At 65.9% G+C, this 22729-nt stretch carries 19 protein-coding genes and 4 tRNA genes; all 23 read right to left on the bottom strand.

The window, feature by feature from the left end:
- Positions 1-3: 3 nt before the first annotated feature.
- Positions 4-573 carry a DUF4390 domain-containing protein gene (locus H8R02_RS06745; RefSeq protein WP_187080536.1) on the bottom strand — a complete coding sequence of 190 codons (570 nt, stop codon included), beginning with the start codon at positions 571-573 and terminating at the stop codon, positions 4-6.
- Positions 574-601: 28 nt separating this feature from the next.
- Entirely contained in the window at positions 602-1885 is a 1284-nt protein-coding gene (rsmB, locus tag H8R02_RS06740; protein ID WP_187080535.1) for a 16S rRNA (cytosine(967)-C(5))-methyltransferase RsmB, read from the bottom strand.
- Positions 1886-2446 carry a LemA family protein gene (locus H8R02_RS06735; RefSeq protein ID WP_187080534.1) on the bottom strand — a complete coding sequence of 187 codons (561 nt, stop codon included), beginning with the start codon at positions 2444-2446 and terminating at the stop codon, positions 1886-1888.
- A gap of 66 nt (positions 2447-2512) precedes the next feature.
- Positions 2513-6736 carry a DNA-directed RNA polymerase subunit beta' gene (gene rpoC, locus H8R02_RS06730; RefSeq protein WP_187080533.1) on the bottom strand — a complete coding sequence of 1408 codons (4224 nt, stop codon included), beginning with the start codon at positions 6734-6736 and terminating at the stop codon, positions 2513-2515.
- Positions 6737-6757: 21 nt separating this feature from the next.
- A complete protein-coding gene (gene rpoB / locus H8R02_RS06725; RefSeq protein WP_187080532.1) occupies positions 6758-10870 on the bottom strand; it encodes a DNA-directed RNA polymerase subunit beta in 4113 nt (1370 codons plus the stop codon).
- A 283-nt stretch (positions 10871-11153) separates the two neighbouring features.
- Positions 11154-11534 (bottom strand): 50S ribosomal protein L7/L12, encoded by a 381-nt coding sequence (gene rplL / locus H8R02_RS06720; RefSeq protein ID WP_187080531.1) that lies wholly within the window; start codon positions 11532-11534, stop codon positions 11154-11156.
- Between the two features lie 45 nt (positions 11535-11579).
- Positions 11580-12080: a 50S ribosomal protein L10 gene (gene rplJ, locus H8R02_RS06715; protein ID WP_187080530.1), complete on the bottom strand. Its 501-nt coding sequence runs from the start codon at positions 12078-12080 to the stop codon at positions 11580-11582.
- 171 nt (positions 12081-12251) lie between these two features.
- On the bottom strand, positions 12252-12962 hold the full coding sequence (gene rplA / locus H8R02_RS06710; RefSeq protein WP_187080529.1) for a 50S ribosomal protein L1: 711 nt from the start codon (positions 12960-12962) through the stop codon (positions 12252-12254).
- A 2-nt stretch (positions 12963-12964) separates the two neighbouring features.
- Positions 12965-13396 carry a 50S ribosomal protein L11 gene (gene rplK, locus H8R02_RS06705; RefSeq protein ID WP_187080528.1) on the bottom strand — a complete coding sequence of 144 codons (432 nt, stop codon included), beginning with the start codon at positions 13394-13396 and terminating at the stop codon, positions 12965-12967.
- Between the two features lie 68 nt (positions 13397-13464).
- Positions 13465-14061, bottom strand: a complete 597-nt coding sequence (nusG, locus tag H8R02_RS06700) for a transcription termination/antitermination protein NusG (protein WP_187080527.1) — start codon at positions 14059-14061, stop codon at positions 13465-13467.
- Positions 14061-14444: a preprotein translocase subunit SecE gene (gene secE, locus H8R02_RS06695; protein ID WP_187080526.1), complete on the bottom strand. Its 384-nt coding sequence runs from the start codon at positions 14442-14444 to the stop codon at positions 14061-14063. Before secE ends, nusG begins: the two co-directional genes overlap by 1 nt.
- Positions 14445-14494: 50 nt before the next feature.
- Positions 14495-14570: transfer RNA gene (locus tag H8R02_RS06690), tRNA-Trp, on the bottom strand.
- Between the two features lie 10 nt (positions 14571-14580).
- Positions 14581-15771, bottom strand: coding sequence for an elongation factor Tu (gene tuf / locus H8R02_RS06685; RefSeq protein WP_187079907.1), 1191 nt, complete (start codon positions 15769-15771; stop codon positions 14581-14583).
- A gap of 42 nt (positions 15772-15813) precedes the next feature.
- Positions 15814-15888 (bottom strand) — tRNA-Thr (locus tag H8R02_RS06680).
- A gap of 26 nt (positions 15889-15914) precedes the next feature.
- Positions 15915-15988, bottom strand: a tRNA-Gly gene (locus H8R02_RS06675).
- 35 nt (positions 15989-16023) lie between these two features.
- Positions 16024-16109, bottom strand: a tRNA-Tyr gene (locus H8R02_RS06670).
- Between the two features lie 51 nt (positions 16110-16160).
- Positions 16161-16862, bottom strand: a complete 702-nt coding sequence (locus tag H8R02_RS06665; RefSeq protein WP_187080525.1) for a uracil-DNA glycosylase — start codon at positions 16860-16862, stop codon at positions 16161-16163.
- Positions 16862-17653 (bottom strand): indole-3-glycerol phosphate synthase TrpC, encoded by a 792-nt coding sequence (trpC, locus tag H8R02_RS06660; protein ID WP_187080524.1) that lies wholly within the window; start codon positions 17651-17653, stop codon positions 16862-16864. Before trpC ends, H8R02_RS06665 begins: the two co-directional genes overlap by 1 nt.
- On the bottom strand, positions 17653-18684 hold the full coding sequence (gene trpD, locus H8R02_RS06655; RefSeq protein WP_187080523.1) for an anthranilate phosphoribosyltransferase: 1032 nt from the start codon (positions 18682-18684) through the stop codon (positions 17653-17655). Before trpD ends, trpC begins: the two co-directional genes overlap by 1 nt.
- Positions 18685-18706: 22 nt before the next feature.
- A complete protein-coding gene (locus H8R02_RS06650) occupies positions 18707-19381 on the bottom strand; it encodes a LysE family translocator (RefSeq protein ID WP_187080522.1) in 675 nt (224 codons plus the stop codon).
- The gene (gene ltaE, locus H8R02_RS06645; RefSeq protein WP_187080521.1) at positions 19374-20417 is read right to left on the bottom strand and encodes a low-specificity L-threonine aldolase; all 1044 of its coding nucleotides are present in this window, start codon (positions 20415-20417) and stop codon (positions 19374-19376) included. The genes H8R02_RS06650 and ltaE overlap by 8 nt, the downstream gene beginning before the upstream one ends.
- On the bottom strand, positions 20414-20986 hold the full coding sequence (locus H8R02_RS06640; protein WP_187080520.1) for an anthranilate synthase component II: 573 nt from the start codon (positions 20984-20986) through the stop codon (positions 20414-20416). The genes ltaE and H8R02_RS06640 overlap by 4 nt, the downstream gene beginning before the upstream one ends.
- Positions 20983-22503, bottom strand: a complete 1521-nt coding sequence (trpE, locus tag H8R02_RS06635) for an anthranilate synthase component I (protein WP_187080519.1) — start codon at positions 22501-22503, stop codon at positions 20983-20985. The genes H8R02_RS06640 and trpE overlap by 4 nt, the downstream gene beginning before the upstream one ends.
- Positions 22504-22729: the final 226 nt, after the last annotated feature.

Genomic DNA, 22729 nt, shown 5'->3' with positions numbered 1-22729 from the left:
CGGTCACCTGGCGGGCTCGGTGATGAGGCGCATGTTGCGCGAGGCGTTGATGTTCCAGTCCGCTTGGCCGACGGCGCCGATCTGGAAGGGGCGCGGCAACTGCGACACGTCCAGGCGGAAGCGGAAGTCGATGTTGTGGCGCGAGTCGGGGTCCACGTCGGATGGGTCTGCCACCTTCCAGTGCGAGATACGTTGGATGGCTGCGAGCGCTTCTTCGCGTGTCTCAAACGTCTGGCCCAAAGCGAGGCCGGAGCTACCGATCGGCTGGCTGGAGACCTGCAGGCGCCACTTGCGCGTGAGCGGCTGGTAGCTCAGGCGCATGTGCCGCTGCGCCATGGCCACGTGCTTGTCGTACCAGTACCAGCGGTCGCGCAGCAACGTCGCCTCCGCGACGAAAAACATCGGGATGCCCTTGGCCAGCGCGTCCTCCACCACCGGCGGCAGGTCGATCCTCAGGGTGGCGGAGAGCAGCACGCCCTCGTCGGTGCGTTCGGCCTTGAGCTGCACGATCTCGGCGTTGGACGGGCCGCCCACCTGGGCGAAAGCGGGTGCCAGCGCCAAGGCCAGCAACATGCAGGCGGCCGCAAGCAGGCGCCCCGGCCTAGCCGCGCTTCCCAACCACCCCGTAGAAAAACCCGTCGTGATCACCTGCCCCATTGTCCCGGACGGCCCCCGGCTTGCCCCCGTTTTGGGGCAGCAAATGGCCCGGCGAGGGCATCAAAAAGGCCTCTTTGTTGTTGGAGAGAAACGATTGGATCTGCGCCTCTCCTTCGGCCTTGAAGACGGAACATGTGCAGTAGATGAGGGCACCACCCGGCGCCAGCAAGGGCCAGAGTGAAGTGAGCAGGCGCTGTTGTTGCTGGGCCAGGCTTGTAATGTCCGATTCGCGCCGGAGCCAGCGCACGTCGGGGTGGCGGCGGACGATGCCGCTGGCGGTGCAGGGGGCGTCGAGGAGGATGGCGTCGAATGGCACGCCGTCCCACCACTTCGCCGTGTTGGCCGCGTCTTCGGCGAGCACGGTGGCGTGCAGGCCGAGGCGGCGGAGGTTGTCGTGGATGCGTTCGCAGCGGGTGGGGTCGACGTCGAGGGCGATCAACTCCGAGTCGAGGAGTTCGGCGATGTGGGCGGTCTTGCCGCCGGGGGCGGCGCAGGCGTCGAGGATGCGCCTGGCGTTGGGGGCGTGCTGGGCGACGAGCGTGCCGGCGAGTTGGGCACCGGCGTCTTGGACCGAGACCACGCCTTCGGCGAAACCGGGGATTTCGTGCACGGGTTTCGGCTTGGCGAGGATCACGCCCTGTTCGCCGACCGGCGTGCCTTCGACTTGCGCGAGGTAGTCGTCGCGCGTGCTCTTGCGCGCGTTCACGCGCAGCGTGAGCGGCGCGGCGCTGTTGTTCGCCTCGAGGATGGCCTGCCACTGCTGCGGGTGGTCCTGCTTGAGCCGCGCGATCCACCACTTGGGGTGGTTCCACTTCGCCACAGGGTCATTGTCGGTGGCGGCGACGAGTGCATCGCGTTCGCGCAGCAGGCGGCGCAGGCACGCGTTGATGAAGTTGGCCTGGGCCTTGGTCTCCGGGCTGCGCTTCGCGGCTTCGACGGCCTGGTCGACGAGCGTGAACGGCTCGTACGGCGCGTTCGCTTCGTCCCATGCGAGTGCGATCGCCGTGCACAGCAGCGCATCCGCTTTCGGCGGCGGCGGGCGGTTCGCGAGCTGCTTGCGCAGCGCCTCCGCGCGGCCGAGATTGCGCAACGCGTGGAAAGCGAGCGATTGCGCGCCCGCGCGCACGTCACCCGCGATGCGCGCAAGCGCGGGCGTGGCGGACTCGCCTGCGCGCACCGCAGCCACCACCGAGGCCGCCGTCTGCAATTGCTGCCAGAGCGCGATCATTCAGGGCCGCGCCCGCAGGCCGCGAGCTGCGCGGAAGCCGAAGATCCACGCGAGTACCGAGGCCGGGAACTGGTCGATCGCGTCGTTGTACTGCGCGACAGCGTTGTTGAACTGCTCCGTGGCCGCGACGGACAGGCGCACGAGCTGTTGACGCTCGGCGCTGATGTTCTCCGGCAGTCGCGGGCCGGCGAGGTCGTGCGCGTCGTCGCGCTCGGCGCGATCCCATGACATGTTCAGCACTTCGTGCGCTGCGCCGAGCGCCGCCATGCGCTCAGGGTCGAGCGGCCGCGCCTTCGCTGCGGCGAGCGAGGCATTGAACTGCAGCACCGCGCCGCGCAACCCGCTCCAGAAAGCACTGCCGCCTTCGAACTGCGATTGCCCCGCCTCTTCTTCTTCGGGCAGGCACTGCAACGCCAGCGCCACTTGCTTCGCAAACTCCGCCTCGAGCGCGCCGAACGCCGTGTTCGCCTCGGATCGCTTGCGCACGAGGCGGTTGTATGCGCCCACGGCCCAGAAGGCCAGCACGGCGAGGACTACCCAGAACAGAAGCGACGAGGTCATTTGGAAAGAAAAAGGCGCCGCCCCTTTCGGGAGCGGCGCCTGAGTTTAGTGGCTAGCTGGCTCGGCTTATTCGGCCGGGCTCTCCGGCGTCTCAGCAGGCGCGGCTTCCGCACCCACGCTCGCCAGCTCGGCCGCCTCGGCGTCGGCGATGGCGCGGCGCTCGGCCTCGTCCATCTGGTCCTTCGCCTTGCGCGCACCGTGGTACGCCATGCCGGTGCCCGCGGGGATCAGGCGGCCGACGATGACGTTTTCCTTCAGGCCACGCAGCTCGTCGCGCTTGCCCATGATGGCGGCTTCGGTCAGCACGCGCGTCGTTTCCTGGAACGACGCGGCGGAGATGAACGAGTCCGTCGACAGCGAGGCCTTCGTGATACCGAGCAGCAGGTTGCTGTAGGTGGCGGCGATCTTGTTCTCGGCGTGCAGCTTGTCGTTGGTGTCGAGGATCTCCGAACGCTCGACCTGCTCGCCGGCGATGTAGCCGCTCTCGCCCGGGTTCTCGACCACGACACGGCGCAGCATCTGGCGAACGATCACCTCGATGTGCTTGTCGTTGATCTTCACACCCTGCAGGCGATAGACGTCCTGCACTTCGTCGACGATGTAGCGCGCAAGCTCTTCCATGCCCAGCAGGCGCAGGATGTCCTGCGGGTCGGCCGGGCCGTCCACCACGCTTTCGCCCTTGTTCACCACCTGGCCTTCGTGCACCAGGATGTTCTTCTCCTTGGGCACCAGCTCTTCCCACACCTTGCCTTCCGGGTCGGTGATCTGCAGGCGGATCTTGCCCTTGGTCTCCTTGCCGAACGACACGGTGCCGGTCATCTCGGCCAGCACGCCCTTGTCCTTGGGCGAACGGGCTTCGAAGAGCTCGGCCACGCGAGGCAGACCACCCGTGATGTCACGCGTCTTCTGGCCTTCGACCGGGATGCGCGCCAGCACTTCGCCGGGGCCCACGTCCTGGCCGTCGCGCACCTGGATGAGCGCGCCCACCTGGAAGGCGATGGTCACCGAGTGGTCGGTACCGGGGATCTTCACCTCGTTGCCGCTCGCGTCCACCAGCTTCACCTGCGGGCGAACCACCTTGGCGGAGCCGCGGCGCTTCGGGTCGATCACCACCAGCGTCGACAGGCCGGTGACTTCGTCCACCTGCTTGGCGACCGTCAGGCCCTCTTCCACGTTCTCGAACTTCACCTTGCCGGCGAATTCCGTGATGATGGGTCGGGTCAGCGGGTCCCAGTTGGCCAGCACCGTGCCGGCCTTGATCTGCTGGTCGGCCTTGATCGCCAGGATGGCGCCGTACGGCACCTTGTGGCGCTCGCGCTCGCGGCCGTGCTCGTCGTGGATCACGATTTCGCCCGAACGCGAGATGACGACCAGCTCGCCCTTGCTGTTGGTCACGTAGCGCATCGTGGTGTTGAAGCCCACGAGGCCCGCGGACTTGGCTTCCACGCTGGACGCCACGGCGGCGCGCGAAGCGGCACCACCGATGTGGAACGTCCGCATCGTCAGCTGCGTGCCCGGTTCGCCGATGGACTGGGCGGCGATGACGCCGACAGCCTCACCCACGTTGACCATGCCGCCGCGGCCGAGGTCGCGGCCGTAGCACTTGGCGCACAGGCCGTAGCGCGTGGCGCAGGTCAGCGCCGTGCGCACCTTCACTTCGTCGACGCCCGCGCCCTCGATCTCGTCCAGCGCGTCTTCGTCCAGCATCTTGCCGGCGCCGACGATCACCGCACGCGTCTCGGGGTGCAGCACGTCCTCGGCAGCGACGCGGCCGAGGATACGGTCACGCAGCGACTCGATGACTTCACCGCCCTCGACGATGGCGCGCATCAGCGAGCCTTCGGTCGTTTCGCAGTCGTCTTCCACCACCACGAGGTCCTGCGTCACGTCGACCAGGCGGCGCGTCAGGTAGCCCGAGTTCGCGGTCTTCAGCGCCGTGTCGGCAAGACCCTTACGGGCGCCGTGCGTCGAGATGAAGTACTGCAGCACGTTCAGGCCTTCGCGGAAGTTGGCCGTGATGGGCGTCTCGATGATCGAGCCGTCCGGCTTGGCCATCAGGCCCCGCATGCCCGCCAGCTGGCGGATCTGCGCGGCGGAACCGCGGGCGCCGGAGTCGGCCATCATGTAGATGGAGTTGAACGACTCCTGGTCCACTTCCTTGCCGTGGCGGTCGGTGACCTTTTCCTTGGCGAGCTGGGCCATCATGACCTTCGACACTTCGTCGCCGGCCTTGCCCCAGATGTCCACCACCTTGTTGTAGCGCTCGCCGGCGGTGACGAGGCCCGAGCTGTACTGCTGCTCGATCTCCTTCACTTCCTTCTCGCTGCGCTCGATGATGGCGTGCTTCTCCTTCGGCACCAGCATGTCGTCGATGGCGATGGAGATGCCCGCGCGCGTGGCCAGGCGGAAGCCGTTCTGCAGCAGCTTGTCCGCGAACACCACGGTTTCCTTCAGGCCGCAGCGGCGGAAGGACGTGTTGATCAGGCGCGAGATTTCCTTCTTCTTCAGCGCCTTGTTCAGGTTGCTGAAGGGCAGGCCCTTCGGCAGGATCTCCGACAGCAGCGCACGGCCCACCGTGGTGTCGACCAGCGACGTGGACGGCACGAACTCGCCGGTCGTCTTGTCACGGTTCCACTCGGTCAGGCGCACGCTGATCTTGGTCGTGATCTCGACCACGTTGTTGTCCAGCGCGCGCTGCACTTCCGGCACGTCGGAGAAGATCATGCCTTCGCCCTTGGCGTTCACGCGCTCGCGGGTCGTGTAGTACAGGCCCAGCACCACGTCCTGCGACGGCACGATGGAGGGCTCGCCCGAGGCGGGGAACAGCACGTTGTTGGACGCCAGCATCAGCGTGCGGGCTTCCATCTGCGCTTCCACCGACAGCGGCACGTGCACGGCCATCTGGTCGCCGTCGAAGTCGGCGTTGAACGCCGCGCAAACCAGCGGGTGCAGCTGGATGGCCTTGCCTTCGATCAGGATCGGCTCGAAGGCCTGGATGCCCAGGCGGTGCAGCGTGGGGGCGCGGTTCAGCAGGACGGGGTGCTCCTTGATCACCTCTTCCAGGATGTCCCACACCACCGGCGTGCCGGCTTCGACTTCCTTCTTCGCGGCCTTGATGGTCGTGGCGATGCCCATCGCTTCGAGGCGCGAGAAGATGAAGGGCTTGAACAGCTCCAGGGCCATCAGCTTCGGCAGGCCGCACTGGTGCAGCTTGAGCGTCGGGCCCACGGTGATGACCGAACGGCCCGAGTAGTCGACGCGCTTGCCCAGCAGGTTCTGGCGGAAGCGGCCGCTCTTGCCCTTGATCATGTCGGCCAGCGACTTCAGGGCGCGCTTGTTGGCGCCGGTCATCGCCTTGCCGCGACGGCCGTTGTCCAGCAGCGAGTCCACCGCCTCCTGCAGCATGCGCTTCTCGTTGCGCGCGATGATCTCGGGCGCCTTCAGCTCCAGCAGGCGCTTCAGGCGGCTGTTGCGGTTGATGACGCGGCGATAGAGGTCGTTCAGGTCGGAGGTCGCGAAGCGGCCACCGTCCAGCGGCACCAGCGGACGCAGGTCCGGCGGCAGCACGGGCAGCACGTCCAGCACCATCCAGTTGGGCTTCATGCCCGACTTCTTGAAGGCCTCGAGGACCTTCAGGCGCTTGGCGTTCTTCTTGACCTTGACTTCGCTGCCGGTCAAGTCGCCGCGCAGCTTCTCGATCTCGATGTCGAGGTCCAGGCCTTCGAGCAGGTCCTTGATGCCTTCGGCGCCCATCTTGGCGATGAACTCATCGCCGTATTCCTTGCGCTTGGCGTCGTAGTCGTCCTCGGACATGATGCTGAACTTCTTCAGCGGGGTCATGCCGGGGTCCGTCACCACGTACGCTTCGAAGTACAGCACGCGCTCGATGTCGCGCAGCGTCATGTCGAGCACGAGGCCCAGGCGCGACGGCAGCGACTTGAGGAACCAGATGTGCGCGCAGGGCGCGGCCAGGTCGATGTGGCCCATGCGCTCGCGGCGCACCTTGGTCTGCGTGACTTCGACGCCGCACTTCTCGCAGATGACCCCGCGGTGCTTCAGGCGCTTGTACTTGCCGCACAGGCACTCGTAGTCCTTGATGGGGCCGAAGATCTTGGCGCAGAAGAGACCATCCCGCTCGGGCTTGAACGTGCGGTAGTTGATGGTTTCCGGCTTCTTGACTTCACCGAAGGACCAGGAACGGATCTTCTCGGGCGAGGCGATGCCGATGCGTATGGCATCGAAATGCTCGTCCGGCGTGAACTGCTTGAACAGGTCGAGTAGCGATTTCATTGCTTGTCGTTCCTTTCCCGTTTAGGTGCGCTCGAGCTCGATATCGATACCGAGCGACCTGATTTCCTTGACCAGCACGTTGAACGACTCGGGCATGCCCGCATCGATCGCGTGTTCGCCCTTGACGATGGACTCGTACACCTTGGTGCGGCCCTGCACGTCGTCGGACTTCACGGTCAGCATTTCCTGCAGCGTGTAGGAAGCGCCGTAGGCTTCGAGCGCCCACACTTCCATCTCGCCGAAACGCTGGCCGCCGAATTGCGCCTTGCCGCCCAGGGGCTGCTGCGTGACCAGCGAGTACGGGCCGGTCGAGCGCGCGTGCATCTTGTCGTCCACCAGGTGGTGCAGCTTCAGCACGTGCATGTAGCCGACGGTGACCGGGCGCTCGAACTGCTCGCCCGTGCGGCCGTCGTACAGGTGCGCCTGCGTGCGCGTCGCCGTCAGGCCCTTGGCCTTGGCGATCTCTTCCGGGTAGGCCATCTGCAGCATGCCGCGGATTTCCTCTTCGGACGCGCCGTCGAACACCGGCGTGGCGAAGGGCACGCCCTTGGCCAGCTGGCCCGCCATCTCGAACAGGTCCTTCTCGGACAGCTCGGCGAGCGCTTCCTTCTTGCCGGACTTGTTGTACAGCTGGTCGAGGAACGAACGCACTTCAGCGGCGGCGGACTGCTTCTGCAGCATGTCGCCGATGCGCTGGCCGATGCCCTTGCCGGCCCAGCCCAGGTGCACTTCGAGCACCTGGCCCACGTTCATGCGCGAAGGCACGCCCAGCGGGTTGAGCACGATGTCGCACGGCGTGCCGTCGGCCATGTAGGGCATGTCTTCGACCGGGACGATCTTGGACACGACACCCTTGTTGCCGTGGCGGCCGGCCATCTTGTCGCCGGGCTGCAGGCGGCGCTTGACGGCCAGGTACACCTTGACCATCTTGAGCACGCCCGCCGGCAGCTCGTCGCCCTGCGTGAGCTTCTTGCGCTTTTCTTCGAACGCGAGGTCGAAGCTGTGGCGCGTCTGCTCGAGCGAGTTCTTGATCGACTCGAGCTGCGAAGCGATGTCGTCCTCGGCCGGGCGGATATCGAACCAGTGGTACTTCTCCACGGAGTCCATGTACGCCTTGTCGATCTTGGCGCCCTTGGCCAGCTTGTTCGGGCCGCCGTTGGCCATGCGGCCGTTCAGCAGCTTGGCGATACGGTCGAAGGCGTCGGCCTCCACGATGCGCAGCTGGTCGTTCAGGTCGAGGCGGAAGCGCTTGAGCTCGTCGTCGATGATCTGCTGGGCGCGCTTGTCGCGCTGGATGCCTTCACGCGTGAACACCTGCACGTCGATGACGGTGCCCTGCGAGCCCTGGTCGACGCGCAGCGACGTGTCCTTCACGTCCGAAGCCTTCTCGCCGAAGATGGCGCGCAGCAGCTTCTCTTCCGGCGTCAGCGTGGTCTCGCCCTTCGGCGTGACCTTGCCCACCAGCACGTCGCCGGGCTGCACTTCGGCGCCCACGTAGATGATGCCGGACTCGTCCAGGCGGTTGAGCTGCTGCTCGGACAGGTTCGGGATGTCGCGCGTGATTTCCTCGGGGCCCAGCTTCGTGTCGCGGGCCATCACCACCAGCTCCTCGATGTGGATCGAGGTGTAGCGGTCGTCGGCGACGACGCGCTCGCTGATGAGGATCGAGTCCTCGAAGTTGTAGCCGTTCCAGGGCATGAACGCCACCAGCATGTTCTGGCCGAGGGCCAGCTCGCCCAGGTCCGTCGACGCGCCGTCGGCGATCACGTCGCCCTTGGCGATGCGGTCACCGCGCTGCACGATGGGGCGCTGGTGGATGTTGGTGTTCTGGTTGGAACGCTGGTACTTGATGAGGTTGTAGATGTCGACACCGACTTCGCCGGCCGCCGCTTCCTCGTCATTCACGCGCACCACGATGCGGGTGGCGTCGACGTAGTCGACCACGCCGCCGCGGTTGGCCGTGACCACCGTGCCGGAGTCGACCGCGGAGACGCGCTCGATGCCCGTGCCCACGAAGGCCTTCTCGGGGCGCAGCACCGGCACCGCCTGGCGCTGCATGTTGGCGCCCATCAGCGCGCGGTTCGCGTCGTCGTGCTCGAGGAACGGCACGAGCGAAGCGGCCACCGACACGATCTGCGCGGGCGACACGTCCATGTACTGGATGCGCTCGGCGCCGACGAGGATGGATTCGCCCTTTTCACGCGCGGAGACCAGGTCGCCGGTGAGGCGGCCGTCCTTGTCGAGCGTGGCGTTGGCCTGCGCGATGACGTACTTGCCTTCCTCGATGGCGGACAGGTAGTCGATCTCGTTCGTGACCTTGCCGTCATGCACGCGGCGGTACGGCGTCTCGATGAAACCGTACTCGTTCAGGCGCGCATACAGGGCCAGCGAGTTGATCAGGCCGATGTTCGGGCCTTCCGGCGTTTCGATCGGGCACACGCGGCCGTAGTGCGTGACGTGCACGTCGCGCACTTCGAAGCCCGCGCGCTCGCGCGTCAGGCCGCCCGGGCCGAGGGCCGAGACGCGGCGCTTGTGCGTGATCTCGGACAGCGGGTTGGTCTGGTCCATGAACTGCGACAGCTGCGACGCGCCGAAGAACTCCTTGAGCGCCGCGGAGATCGGCTTGGAGTTGATCAGGTCGTGCGGCATCAGCGGCTCTTGCTCGGCTTGGCCAAGACGCTCCTTCACGGCCTTCTCGATGCGGGCGAGGCCGGTGCGGTACTGGTTCTCGGCCAGTTCGCCGACGCAGCGCACGCGGCGGTTGCCGAGGTGGTCGATGTCGTCCACTTCGCCGCGGCCGTTGCGCAGGTCCACGAGGATCTTCACGACGGCCAGGATGTCGTCGTTGGTCAGCACCATCGGGCCCGTGCTCTCGTCACGGCCGACCTTGGCGTTGAACTTCATGCGGCCCACGCGCGACAGGTCGTACGTGTCCGGGTTGTAGAACAGGCGCTGGAACAGCGCTTGCACGGCGTCTTCCGTCGGCGGCTCACCGGGGCGCATCATGCGGTAGATGGCCACGCGCGCGGCGAACTCGTCCACCGTCTCGTCGATGCGCAGCGTCTGGCTGATGTACGGGCCCTGGTCCAGCTCGTTCGTGTAGATCGCCTGGATGTCCTGGATGCCGGCGGCGCGCAGCTTCTTGAGCAGCGACTCGGTCAGCTCGTCGTTCGCCTTGGCGATGATCTCGCCCGTGTCGGGGTCGATGATGTTGCGGGCGACGACGCGGCCCACGAGGTAGTCCTCGGGCACGCTGATGTGAGTGGTGCCGGACTGCTCCAGCTCACGCGTGTGGCGCGCGGTGACGCGCTTGTCCTTGGCCACCACGACCTTGCCGGACTTGTCGGTGATGTCGAAACGCGCGACTTCGCCTCGGATGCGCTCGGAAACGAATTCCATCTGCGCGCCCGTGTCCATCAGGCGGAAGTTGTCGTTGACGAAGAAGTTCGCGAGGATGGTCTCCGGCGTCAGGCCGATGGCCTTGAGCAGGATCGTCACCGGCATCTTGCGGCGGCGGTCGACGCGGAAGTACAGCACGTCCTTCGGGTCGAACTCGAAGTCGAGCCACGAGCCGCGGTAGGGGATGATGCGCGCGCTGAACAGCAGCTTGCCCGAGCTGTGGGTCTTGCCCTTGTCGTGCTCGAAGAACACGCCCGGCGAGCGGTGCAGCTGCGACACGATCACGCGCTCGGTGCCGTTGATGATGAACGAGCCCTTGTCGGTCATGAGCGGCACTTCGCCCATGTAGACCTCCTGCTCCTTCACTTCCTTCACCACCTTGGACTGCGGCGTCGAGGACTCGCGGTCATAGATGATCAGTTGCACCTTGGCACGCACGGCGGACGCGAAGGTCAGGCCGCGGGTCTGGCACTCGCGCACGTCGAACGCGGGCTTGGCCAGGTTGTACTCGATGAACTTCATCTCCACGAAACCGTTGTGGGAGACGATGGGGAACGCGGCGTCGAACGCGGCCTGCAGGCCTTCGATGGTGCGCTTCTGCGGGGCCTTGTCAGCCTGCAGGAAGGCGGTGTAGGCATCCTTCTGCATCTGCAGGAGGTACGGCACTTCGAGCACGCTGTCGCGCTTGCCGAAGCTCTTGCGGATGCGCTTGCGTTCGGTATAGGAATAGGGCATGAGATCTCCGTGGTCAGGTCTCACAACTGGCGCGCCCTGATCGGGCTTCTTGGCGGGTTGGCCACTACCAACCTTGGCGGACGGCCCCGCGTTGCACGGGGCCCGAACCAAGCAGTCTTCTGCAGTCGGGTCAGAAGACACTAAAAATCGCCCTTTTGATCACTTTTTGCGTCGAACTTCGTTCGCCGCGAAAAGCGACAAAAGGTCGCTTTTTGGTGTGCTCTTCAAGCACCAAAGGCTGGAGGCCCCCGAAGGGACGCTCCAGCCTCGGACCGAGATCGAATTACTTGAGTTCGACCTTGGCGCCGGCGTCTTCCAGCTTCTTCTTGGCAGCTTCGGCGTCGGCCTTGGCAATGCCTTCCTTGACGGGCTTCGGAGCGCCGTCCACCAGGTCCTTCGCTTCCTTCAGGCCCAGGCCCGTGATCTCGCGAACGGCCTTGATGACCGACACCTTGTTCGCGCCGGCTTCGAGCAGCTGGACTGTGAACTCGGTCTTCTCTTCCGCGGCGGGGGCGGCAGCGCCACCGGCGCCACCGGCGGCCGGGGCGGCCATCGCGGCGGCGGACACGCCGAACTTCTCTTCAATGGCCTTGACCAGGTCATTGAGCTCCATGACGGACATGCTGTCGAGGGCCGTCAGGAATTCGTCTTTGTTGAATGCCATGATTGTCTACTTTCCGAAATAAGTGGGTGGTGAGCAGGGTCGCTTTCAAGCGGCAGCCGGCTCTTCCTTTTTCTTCGCCAGAGCCGCCAGCACGCCCGCGGTGCGGGAAATGGGCGACTGCAGCAGGCCGCAAAGCTGAGCCAGCAGAACTTCCTTGGTGGGAATGTTCGCGAGCGTCTTAACGCCGGCAACGTCCAGGGCCTTGCCGCCGTACACACCGCCGCGGATGACGAGCTTGTCGTTCGTCTTCGCGAAATCGGCCACCACTTTCGCGGCGGCCACGGGGTCGACGGAGAAGCCGTAGATCAGCGGGCCGGTCATCTGGTCGCCTGCCACTTCGAAGCTGCTGCCGGCAACAGCCCGGCGGGCCAGCGTGTTCTTCAGAACACTCAGGTCCACGCCCTGGCTGCGCGCTGCGCTGCGCAGTTTCGTCATGTCGGCGACCGTGATGCCGCGGTATTCCGCCATCACCAGCGTTTGAGCTTTAGCGGCGAGAGTGGTCACCTCTTCGATGACCGCTTGCTTCTCACTGCGATTCAGACTCAAGGTCTACTCCTTCACTCTAGATTGCAGCGACCAACCACTTCAGGGAACTTTCGAATCCATCTGCGGCGGGATCGCCATCTGCGTTGGCTTTGCGGTATTAAGGGGCTCCGCGCCCCGCCAACGGTCTTGGATGGCCTGCCCGCTTACGAGGGCAGCCCACCAGGTTGCGATTTACGCCGCAGACGTGCCGGTTGCGAGCGATTGCGTATCCACGCGCACGCCCAGGCCCATCGTCGACGAAACCGCGACTTTCCTCAGGTACACACCCTTGCTCGAAGCCGGCTTGGCCTTGTTCAGGGCATCGATCAGCGCCACCAGGTTGCCTTGCAGCTTGTCGGCCTCGAACGAGCGGCGGCCGATGGTGGCGTGGATGATGCCGGCCTTGTCGGCGCGGAACTGCACCTGGCCCGCCTTGGCGTTCTTCACCGCCGTGGCGACGTCCGGCGTGACCGTGCCGACCTTCGGGTTCGGCATCAGGCCACGGGGACCCAGGATCTGGCCCAGCTGGCCGACCACGCGCATCGCGTCCGGCGCGGCGATCACCACGTCGAACGGCATGTCGCCGGCCTTCACCTTGGCAGCCAGGTCGTCCATGCCGACGATGTCGGCGCCGGCGGCCTTGGCTTCTTCGGCCTTGGCGCCCTGTGCGAACACGGCCACGCGCTTGGTCTTGCCGGTGCCGTTGGGCATCACGACGGCGCCGCGGACCACCTGGTCCGACTTCTTGGGGTCGATGCCCAGCTGCACGGCCACGTCGATGGACTCATCGAACTTGGCGGTGGCGGCTTCCTTGACCATGCCGAGGGCGTCGGTCAGGGGGTACAGCTTGGTGCTGTCGACCTTGCCTTGCAGGGCTTTCTGCTTCTTCGTGAGCTTTGCCATGATTACAGGCCCTCCACCGTGATGCCCATGGAGCGGGCCGAGCCGGCGAGCGTGCGGACGGCGGCGTCCACGCTGGCGGCGTTCATGTCCTTCAGCTTGGTCTTGGCGATCTCCTCGAGCTGCGCACGGGTGATCTTGCCGACCTTGTCGGTATGGGGCTTGGACGAGCCCTTGTCCACCTTCACGGCCTTCTTGATCAGGACCGTCGCCGGGGGCGTCTTGATGATGAACGTGAAGCTCTTGTCCGCGAACGCGGTGATGACCACCGGCAGCGGCAGACCGGGCTCGACGCCCTGGGTCTGGGCGTTGAACGCCTTGCAGAACTCCATGATGTTCAGGCCGCGTTGACCGAGCGCGGGGCCGATCGGCGGGCTGGGGTTGGCCTTACCAGCTGGCACTTGCAGCTTGATGAAGCCGACGATTTTCTTCGCCATTGCTTACTCTCCTTGCGGGTACGAACGCCGGGCTTTCGCCTCGGCTCCCCGGGGTTTAAAGAAATCTCTCAGGTCTTCTCGACCTGGGAGAACTCGAGCTCCACGGGCGTCGCACGACCGAAGATCGTGACGGACACGCGGACCTTGCTCTTCTCGTAGTTGACTTCCTCGACCGTGCCGTTGAAGTCGGTGAACGGGCCGTCCTTGACGCGCACGTACTCGCCCACCACGAATTCGACCTTGTGGCGCGGCTTTTCCACGCCCTCCACCATCTGGCCCATGATCTTGGCGACCTCGTCGTCGCTGATCGGGGCCGGGCGGTTCTTGGCACCGCCCACGAAACCCGTCACCTTGTTGGTGTGCTTCACCAGGTGCCAGGTGTCGTCGTTCATGACCATCTGCACCAGCACGTAGCCGGGGTAGAAGCGGCGCTCGGAGGTGCGCTTCTGGCCGTTCTTGATCTCCACGACCTCTTCGGTGGGCACGAGGATCTCGCCGAAGACGTCCTGCATGCCCGCGCGGTTGATGCGCTCCTTGATGTTGCGCTCGACCGCCTTCTCCATGCCGGAGTACGCGTGCACCACGTACCACTTCATGTCCGGGTGCTTGGGCGCGGCGGGCGCCTGCACTTCCGGGTTGTCCTGGTTGTTGTCGGCTTCGGTCATTACTTCTTCCATCCCAGGATGAGGTCGTAGAAGACCCATTCAAGGGTCTTGTCCGTGAACCACAGGAACAGGGCCATGACGACGACGAAGCCGAACACGTAGGCCGTCATCTGGATCGCTTCCTTGCGCGTGGGCCACACGACCTTGCGCACTTCCTTCCAGGCGTCGCGGCCGAAGGCCACGAACTGCTTGCCCGGCTCGGACGTGAAGAACACGGCCACGGCCGCGACGAGGAACGCGATGAGCGCGCCCCACTGCGCGAGCTGGCCCTGCTTGGAGAGCAGGTAGAACGCCGCCAGCGCCGCGACCACGAGGGCGATCGCAGCGCCGACCTTGGCCTTGTCGGCGCCGGTCGTGACGGTTTCAACTTGAGTCGTGGCCATGTTTTGGCGCTATTCCTTAAAGAACTGAAGCCCGGCAGGTGCCGGGCTCGTGGCAGGGGCAGTAGGAATCGAACCTACAACCTTCGGTTTTGGAGACCGACGCTCTGCCAATTGAGCTATACCCCTACTCCCTAACTCACTCCATGATCTTGGCAACCACACCCGCGCCGACGGTCTTGCCGCCTTCACGGATGGCGAAGCGCAGGCCTTCTTCCATGGCGATCGGGGCGATCAGCTTGACCGTGATCGTCACGTTGTCGCCGGGCATGACCATTTCCTTGTCCTTCGGCAGCTCGATCGAGCCGGTGACGTCGGTCGTGCGGAAGTAGAACTGCGGGCGGTAGTTGTTGAAGAACGGCGTGTGGCGGCCGCCTTCGTCCTTGCTCAGAACGTACACCTCGGCCGTGAAGTGCGTGTGCGGCTTGATGGAGCCGGGCTTGCACAGCACCTGGCCGCGCTCGACTTCTTCGCGCTTGGTCCCGCGCAGCAGGATACCGACGTTGTCGCCGGCCTGGCCCTGGTCCAGCAGCTTGCGGAACATCTCGACGCCCGTGCAGGTGGTCTTGAGCGTCGGCTTGATGCCCACGATCTCGATTTCCTCGCCGACCTTGATGATGCCGCGCTCGACACGGCCCGTCACCACGGTGCCGCGGCCGGAGATGGAGAACACGTCTTCCACCGGCATCAGGAACGCGCCGTCGATGGCACGCTCAGGGGTGGGGATGTAGGTGTCCAGCGCATCGGCCAGCTTCATGATGGCCTGCTCGCCCAGCGCGCCCTTGTCGCCTTCCATGGCCAGCTTGGCGCTGCCGTGGATGATGGGCGTGTCGTCACCGGGGAATTCGTACTTGGACAGAAGCTCGCGCACTTCCATCTCGACGAGCTCCAGCAGCTCGGCGTCATCGACCATGTCGCACTTGTTCAGGAACACGATGATGTAGGGCACGCCCACCTGGCGGGCCAGCAGGATGTGCTCGCGCGTCTGGGGCATCGGGCCGTCAGCGGCCGACACCACCAGGATGGCGCCATCCATCTGGGCGGCGCCGGTGATCATGTTCTTCACGTAGTCGGCGTGGCCCGGGCAGTCCACGTGCGCGTAGTGGCGGTTGGCCGTCTCGTACTCGACGTGCGCGGTGTTGATCGTGATGCCGCGCGCCTTTTCTTCCGGAGCCGCGTCGATCTGGTCGTACGCCTTGGCTTCGCCGCCGAACTTGGTCGACAGCACGGTGGTGATCGCCGCGGTCAGCGTCGTCTTGCCGTGGTCCACGTGGCCGATCGTGCCGACGTTGACGTGCGGCTTGGTCCGCTCGAATTTGCCCTTTGCCATTTTTCGACTCTCCGAAGAAAGAAACTACGCTCAAAAAGTACCTGGTGCCCTTGGCGGGAATCGGACCCGCGACCTCTCCCTTACCAAGGGAGTGCTCTACCACTGAGCCACAAGGGCGAAATTCTTTACCTGAACCGTTGCCTTGGAGCGGGAGACGGGAATCGAACCCGCGTCATTAGCTTGGAAGGCTAAGGTTCTGCCATTGAACTACTCCCGCTTTGGGAACATTCACTTCGCCGTTACCAGGAAATCTGGTGGAGGAGGCTGGATTCGAACCAGCGTAGGCGTAAGCCAACAGATTTACAGTCTGCCCCCTTTAGCCACTCGGGCACCCCTCCGGCGAACCTCGAAATATAGCACGAGTCGTCGGCCCCTGCCTTGCCGGCGCGTCAGAAAACGCCCTGCACACCCCGCTGGGCCAGCCATTCCCGCGCCCGCACGAAATGCCCGCAGCCCAGGAACGGGACCGGCGGGCGGCTCGCGGAAAGCGGAGAGGGGTGGTTGGCTTCAAGGATCAAAGCCTCGCGGGCGTGTTGGACCGCGGTGGACCGGATCAGTTCCGCCTTTGCCTGCGCGTGCGCGCCCCAGAGGAGGTACACGCACGGCGAAGCCGTTGCGGCCACCTTCTTCAGCAGGGCGTCGGTAAGCGCCTCCCAGCCCTTGCGGGCGTGGCTGCTGGCCTGGCCCTCCTCGACCGTGAGGCTGGCGTTGAGCAGCAGGATGCCGCGCTGCGCCCAGTCCACGAGCGAGCCGTTGGCGCGCGTGACGCCCAGCTCCTTGAAGATGTTGCGCAGCGATGGCGGCACTTTGACGCCGGGTTGGACGGAGAAGGCGAGGCCGTGGGCCTGGCCCGGGCCGTGGTACGGGTCTTGGCCAAGCACGACGGCGCGCACTTTGGCCAGCGGGGTGAGCTCCAACGCGTGGAAGGGCGTGGGCGGGTAGATCACCGCGCCGGCCGCCAGCCTCTGCCGCATGAACACGGCGAGGGCCCTGCCTTCATGGCTGTGCAGGAAGTCGTGGATGACGTCCTCCCAGCCCTCGCCTACGGGCCAGCGCTCCGGCGCCCACGCCTCCAGACGGTCGGCGAACATCAGGCTTGAAACAGCTCAGCCAGCGCAGCGCCCGGATCTGGTGCGCGCATGAATGCCTCGCCGACGAGGAAGGCGTGGACACCGGCCGCGCGCATCTTCTGCACGTCGGTGCGGCCGAGGATGCCGGACTCGGTGACCAGCAGTCGGTCCGCCGGCACATCGGGCAGCATGCCGAGCGTGGTGTCGAGGGACACGTCGAAGGTGCGCAGGTTGCGGTTGTTGATACCGACGAGCTTCGTCCTGAGCTTGAGCGCGCGCTGCAGCTCGTCGCGGTCGTGCACCTCGACCAGCACCGCCATGTCGAGCGAACGCGCGATGGCCTCCAGCTCGGCCATCTGGGCGTCGTCCAGGCAGGCCGCGATCAGCAGGATGCAGTCGGCGCCCATGGCACGCGACTCGTAGACCTGGTAGGGGTCGACCATGAAGTCCTTGCGCAGCACCGGCAGGTCGCACGAGGCGCGGGCCTGCTTCAGGTAGTCGGGCTGGCCCTGGAAGAACTGGCGGTCCGTCAGCACGGAGAGGCACGCGGCGCCGTGCTCGGCGTAGCTCTGCGCGATGTCGGCCGGGATGAAGTCCGCGCGCAGCACACCTTTGCTCGGGCTGGCTTTCTTCACCTCGGCAATGACCGCGGCCTTGCCGGCAGCGACCTTCGCGCGCAATGCACCTTCGAAGTCGCGCGTGAGGACGCGGCTTTCCGCGTCGGCGCGCATCGCCTCGAAGGATTTCCTGCCCTTCGCCGCCGCGACTTCCTCGCGCTTGACCGCGACGATCTTGTCGAGGATGTCCGCCATCAGCTGCCCAGCGCCTTCGAAACGCGGACCAGCTGCTCGAGCTTGGCCTTGGCCGCACCCGACTCGACCGCCGCGCGGGCCTTCTCGATGCCGTCCTTGATGCTCCCCGCGACGTTGGCCGCATACAGCGCCGCGCCCGCGTTGAAGATGACGATGTCGCGCGCGGGGCCCGCCTGGTTGTCCAGCACGGCACGCATCATCTCGCGCGACTGCTCCGGCGTCTCGACCTTGAGCGCGCGGTTGCTCGACATCGGCAGGCCGAAGTCCTCGGGGTGGATCTCGTACTCGGTGATCTCGCCGTTCTTCAGCTCGCCCACCATCGTGGCCGCGCCCAGGCTCACTTCGTCCATGCCGTCGCGGCCATAGACGACCACCGCGTGCTCGGCCCCGAGACGCTGCAGCGCGCGCACCTGGATGCCCACGAGGTCCGGGTGGAACACGCCCATCAGGATGTTGGGCGCACTCGCCGGGTTGGTCAGCGGCCCGAGGATGTTGAAGATGGTGCGCACGCCCATCTCCTTGCGCACCGGCGCCACGTTCTTCATCGCGGGGTGGTGGTTGGGCGCGAACATGAAGCCGATGCCGACCTCGGCAATGCACTTCGCGATCGCTTCGGGCGACAGGTTGATGTTCAGGCCCAGCGACTCCAGCACGTCCGCGCTGCCGCTCTTGCTCGACACGCTGCGGCCGCCATGCTTGCTCACCTTGGCGCCCGCCGCCGCGGCAACGAACATCGAGCAGGTCGAGATGTTGAAGGTGTGCGAACCGTCCCCGCCCGTGCCGACGATGTCGACGAGGTGCGTCTTGTCCGCCACGTGCACCTTGGTCGAGAATTCGCGCATCACCTGCGCGGCGGCGGTGATCTCGCCGATCGTTTCCTTCTTGACACGCAGGCCGGTGATCAGCGCCGCCGTCATCACGGGCGACAGCTCGCCGCTCATGATCGTCCGCATGATCTTGAGCATCTCGTCGTGGAAGATCTCGCGGTGCTCGATGGTGCGCTGCAGCGCTTCCTGGGGGGTGATGGGCATGGGAGCCTCCTCGGTCTGGCTTTTAGCTGGAAGGATTGTCGGACAAGGCCAGCTTCAGCCCGAAGCCGACGAACATGAGGCCGGCCGCGCGGTCCAGCCAGCGCATGCCGCGCTGCACGGCGCCGCGCCTGGCCATCCAGGCCGCCGCCAGCGCCCACCCCGAGTTCACCGGGATGGCGTTGATGTTGAACAGCGTGCCGAGCGCGATGAACGCCAGCGCCTTGTTGTCGGCGTCGGGCGCGATGAACTGCGGCACGAAGGCCAGGAAGAAGATCGCGACCTTGGGGTTGAGCACGTTGGTGAGGAAGCCGCCGAGGAAGACTTCTCTCAACGACACGCGGCCGTCATCCCCGCGGAGGCGGGGATCCAAGGCTTCCAATTCCAACGCCTTGGGTTCCCGCCTGCGCGGGAACGACGAGGCCAGGAGCCCGAACCCTACCCACATCAGGTAAGCGGCGCCGGCCCATTTCAGCACGGTGAATGCCGTGGCTGACATCGCCAGCAGCGCGCTGACCCCGAGCGCCGCCGCAAAGACGTGCACGAAGCAGCCGCCCGTGATGCCCAGCCCCGCAACGAGCCCGGCCTTCACGCCGGAGCGCAGCGAGTTCGTCACGATGTACAGCACGTCCGGCCCCGGCGTGAGATTCAGCAGCCACCCGGCCGCGACGAAGAGGAGCAGGTGCTGCGCGTCAGGCACGGAAGAAACCCCGGATCGCGCCGATCGCGCGATCGACGCCTTGCTCATCCACGTCGAGGTGCGTGACGAACCGCAGCCGGTACAGCCCGATCGCCAGCACGCCATGCGACTTGAGGTGCGCCAGCAGCGCGGCCGACTTCTCGCGCGCGTCGCCGACGAGGTCGACGAACAGGATGTTGGTTTCGGGCGCCTCGACCTTCAGGCCGTCGATGCCCGCGAGCCCGTCGGCGAGCTTGCGCGCGTTCGCGTGGTCTTGCGCGAGGCGATCGACATGGTGGTCCAGCGCATACGACGCAGCTGCCGCGAGCACACCCGCCTGCCGCATGCCGCCGCCCGCCATCTTGCGGATACGGCGCGCCTTCGCGATGAGGTCGCGCGACCCGCACAGCGCGGAACCCACCGGCGCGCCCAGCCCCTTGCTGAAGCACACCGACACCGAGTCGAAATGCTTCGCGATGCGCCTCGCCTCCGCGCGCGCATCGCTCCCGCCGGCACGCGCCTGCGCAACGGCCGCATTGAACAGCCGGGCGCCATCGAGGTGCGCCGCCAGGCCGCGCGAATGCGCGAGGGTCGTTGCCTTCTCGATGTAGTCGTCGGGGATGACCTTGCCGCCCAGCGTGTTCTCCAGCGCCAGCAGCTTCGACTTCGCGAAGTGCGGGTCGTCGGGCTTGATCGCCGCTTCGATGTCCGCAAGCGCCAGCGTGCCGTCGGCCTGATGCGCCAGCGGCTGCGGCTGCACGCTGCCGAACACGGCCGCACCGCCGCCTTCCCAGCGGTAGCAGTGCTGCATCTGCCCCACGATGTATTCGTCGCCGCGCTGGCAGTGCGACAACACGCCGCACAAGTTGCTCTGTGTGCCCGTCGGAACGAACAGCGCCGCCTCGAAGCCGAGCATGCCGGCGATCTTCTCCTGCAGCGCGTTGACGCTCGGGTCGTCGCCGAACACGTCGTCGCCGAGCGGTGCCGAAGCCATCGCTTCGCGCATGCCGGGCGTGGGTTGGGTCACGGTGTCGCTGCGGAGATCCACTGGCTTCATGACTTCTGCTCCAGGAAATTCTTCAGCATGGCGTGGCCGTGCTCGGTGAGGATGGACTCGGGGTGGAACTGCACGCCTTCGAGCGGCAGCTCCTTGTGGCGCACGCCCATGATCTCGCCGTCGTCCGTCCACGCCGTCACCTTCAGCTCGGCGGGGCAGCTCTCGCGCTCGATCGCGAGCGAGTGGTAGCGGTTGACGGTGAACTTCTCCGGAAGGCCGGAGAACACGCCTTCGCGCGTGGTGGTGATCACGCTCGTCTTGCCGTGCATCAGCTGCTGCGCGCGGATGATCCTGCCGCCCAGCGCCGCGCCGATGCTCTGGTGGCCGAGGCACACACCCAGCACCGGCAGCTTGCCGGCGAAGTGGCGGATGGCTTCGACCGAGATGCCGGCCTCCGCGGGCGAGCACGGGCCGGGCGAGATCACGAGCCGGTCCGGCCGGCGCGCCGCGATGCCCGCGACGTCGATCTCGTCGTTGCGGAACACCTCCACGTCGGCGCCCAGCTCGCCGAAGTACTGCACCAGGTTGTAGGTGAAGCTGTCGTAGTTGTCGACCATGAGGAGCTTCATTCCAGGCCCTCCTCGACCAGCTCGGACGCGCGCAGCAGCGCACGCGCCTTCGCTTCGGTTTCCTTCCATTCCAGTTCCGGCACCGAATCGGCGACCACACCGGCTGCCGCCTGCACGTAGAGCATCTGGTCCTTGATGATGCCGGTGCGGATGGCGATCGCCACGTCCATGTCGCCCGCGTACGAGAGGTAGCCGCAAGCCCCGCCATAGATGCCGCGCTTGTTCGGCTCCAGCTGGTCGATCAGCTCCATCGCGTGCACCTTCGGCGCGCCGGTCAGCGTGCCCGCCGGAAAAGTGGCGCGCAGCACGTCCATGCTCGTCATGCCGTCCTTCAGGATGCCTTCGACGTTGCTCACGATGTGCATCACGTGGCTGTAGCGCTCCACGACGAACGCCTCCGTCACCTTCACCGAACCCGTCTTCGCGATGCGGCCGATGTCGTTGCGAGCCAGGTCGATCAGCATCACGTGCTCGGCGCGTTCCTTCGGGTCGGCGATCAGCTCCTGCTCGGTCAGCTTGTCCACCTCGGGCGTCGCGCCACGCGGGCGCGTGCCGGCCAGCGGGCGGATCGTCACCTTCTGGCCCTCGGCCGTGTGCTCCTGCCGCACCAGGATCTCCGGCGACGCGCCCACCACGTGGCAATCGCTCGACGTGCCGTCGGCGCCGGTGAGGTTGTAGTAATACATGTAGGGGCTCGGGTTGAGCGAGCGCAGCGCGCGGTACAGCGACAGCGGCGACTCGGTGTAGCGCTTCTTGATGCGCTGGCCCACCTGCACCTGCATGAAGTCGCCCGCGGCAATGAGCTCCTTCGCGCGCTCGACCGCCTTCAAGTAGTCGGCCTTGGCGAACTCGCGCTCGGCCGGGAAGCCCTGCGTCTGCTTCACCACGGGTGCGCTCACCGAGTACTTCAGCTGCTCCTTCAGCTCGCGCAGTCGCTTCTTGCCGTTGGAATACGCCTCGGGCTTGCCGGGGTCGGCGTAGACGATCAGGTAGAGCTTGCCCGACAGGTTGTCGATGACGGCGAGCTCCTCGCACTGCAGCAGCAGGATGTCCGGGCAGTGCAGCGTATCGACCGGGCAGCTTTTCTCCAGCTTCTTCTCGATGTAGCGCACCGTGTCGTAGCCGAAGTAGCCGGCGAGCCCGCCGCAAAAGCGCGGCAGCCCCGGGCGCAGCGCCACCTTGAAGCGCTTCTGGTATTCCGCGATGAAGTCGAGCGGATTGCCTTTCGCCGTCTCGACGACTTCGCCATCGGTCACCACTTCGGTCTTCGCGTCCACGCCGAAGCCGGTGGCCCGCAGGAATGTGCGCGCCGGCAGCCCGATGAAGCTGTAGCGCCCGAAGCGCTCGCCGCCCACCACGGACTCCAGAAGGAACGACAGGCGCCCGCCGCCCTTGGCGTGGGCGAGCTTCAGGTAAAGGGACAGCGGGGTCTCGAGGTCCGCAAAGGCTTCCGCGATGAGCGGGATGCGGTTGTAACCCTGCAAGGCAAGGCTCTTGAATTCGAGTTCGGTGATCAAGGGAAGGCCTCCACAAGCCCGGCGGCATACGCCGCCTCTATCCAATACATGCCTCGCCGGCGGGCGGGGCGCGGGGCACGGGCAGCCCCCGTGCGATCAGTTGCGCGCGTGAACAGGCTTGCGCCAGGGCCAGGCTCCCCGGTCACTGCAACCTGTGATGGACGTGCGGTGGATGAACATCGACGGCCAGTGTAGCAAAGGCACTTGGGCAAGCCCTCTAAACATT

Source organism: Ramlibacter albus (assembly GCF_014297445.1).
GTDB lineage: Bacteria > Pseudomonadota > Gammaproteobacteria > Burkholderiales > Burkholderiaceae_C > Ramlibacter > Ramlibacter albus.
Note: the sequence above shows the minus strand (reverse complement) of the source record. Positions and strands in the feature narration are given on the sequence as shown.

Bases quoted from the DNA above. Each gene is read 5' to 3' on its own strand.
- H8R02_RS06745 (WP_187080536.1), bottom strand. From the start codon at position 573: ATGTTGCTGGCCTTGGCGCTGGCACCCGCTTTCGCCCAGGTGGGCGGC.
- rsmB (WP_187080535.1), bottom strand. From the start codon at position 1,885: ATGATCGCGCTCTGGCAGCAATTGCAGACGGCGGCCTCGGTGGTGGCT.
- H8R02_RS06735 (WP_187080534.1), bottom strand. From the start codon at position 2,446: ATGACCTCGTCGCTTCTGTTCTGGGTAGTCCTCGCCGTGCTGGCCTTC.
- rpoC (WP_187080533.1), bottom strand. From the start codon at position 6,736: ATGAAATCGCTACTCGACCTGTTCAAGCAGTTCACGCCGGACGAGCAT.
- rpoB (WP_187080532.1), bottom strand. From the start codon at position 10,870: ATGCCCTATTCCTATACCGAACGCAAGCGCATCCGCAAGAGCTTCGGC.
- rplL (WP_187080531.1), bottom strand. From the start codon at position 11,534: ATGGCATTCAACAAAGACGAATTCCTGACGGCCCTCGACAGCATGTCC.
- rplA (WP_187080529.1), bottom strand. From the start codon at position 12,962: ATGGCAAAGCTCACGAAGAAGCAGAAAGCCCTGCAAGGCAAGGTCGAC.
- rplK (WP_187080528.1), bottom strand. From the start codon at position 13,396: ATGGCGAAGAAAATCGTCGGCTTCATCAAGCTGCAAGTGCCAGCTGGT.
- nusG (WP_187080527.1), bottom strand. From the start codon at position 14,061: ATGACCGAAGCCGACAACAACCAGGACAACCCGGAAGTGCAGGCGCCC.
- secE (WP_187080526.1), bottom strand. From the start codon at position 14,444: ATGGCCACGACTCAAGTTGAAACCGTCACGACCGGCGCCGACAAGGCC.
- tuf (WP_187079907.1), bottom strand. From the start codon at position 15,771: ATGGCAAAGGGCAAATTCGAGCGGACCAAGCCGCACGTCAACGTCGGC.
- H8R02_RS06665 (WP_187080525.1), bottom strand. From the start codon at position 16,862: ATGTTCGCCGACCGTCTGGAGGCGTGGGCGCCGGAGCGCTGGCCCGTA.
- trpC (WP_187080524.1), bottom strand. From the start codon at position 17,653: ATGGCGGACATCCTCGACAAGATCGTCGCGGTCAAGCGCGAGGAAGTC.
- trpD (WP_187080523.1), bottom strand. From the start codon at position 18,684: ATGCCCATCACCCCCCAGGAAGCGCTGCAGCGCACCATCGAGCACCGC.
- ltaE (WP_187080521.1), bottom strand. From the start codon at position 20,417: ATGAAGCCAGTGGATCTCCGCAGCGACACCGTGACCCAACCCACGCCC.
- H8R02_RS06640 (WP_187080520.1), bottom strand. From the start codon at position 20,986: ATGAAGCTCCTCATGGTCGACAACTACGACAGCTTCACCTACAACCTG.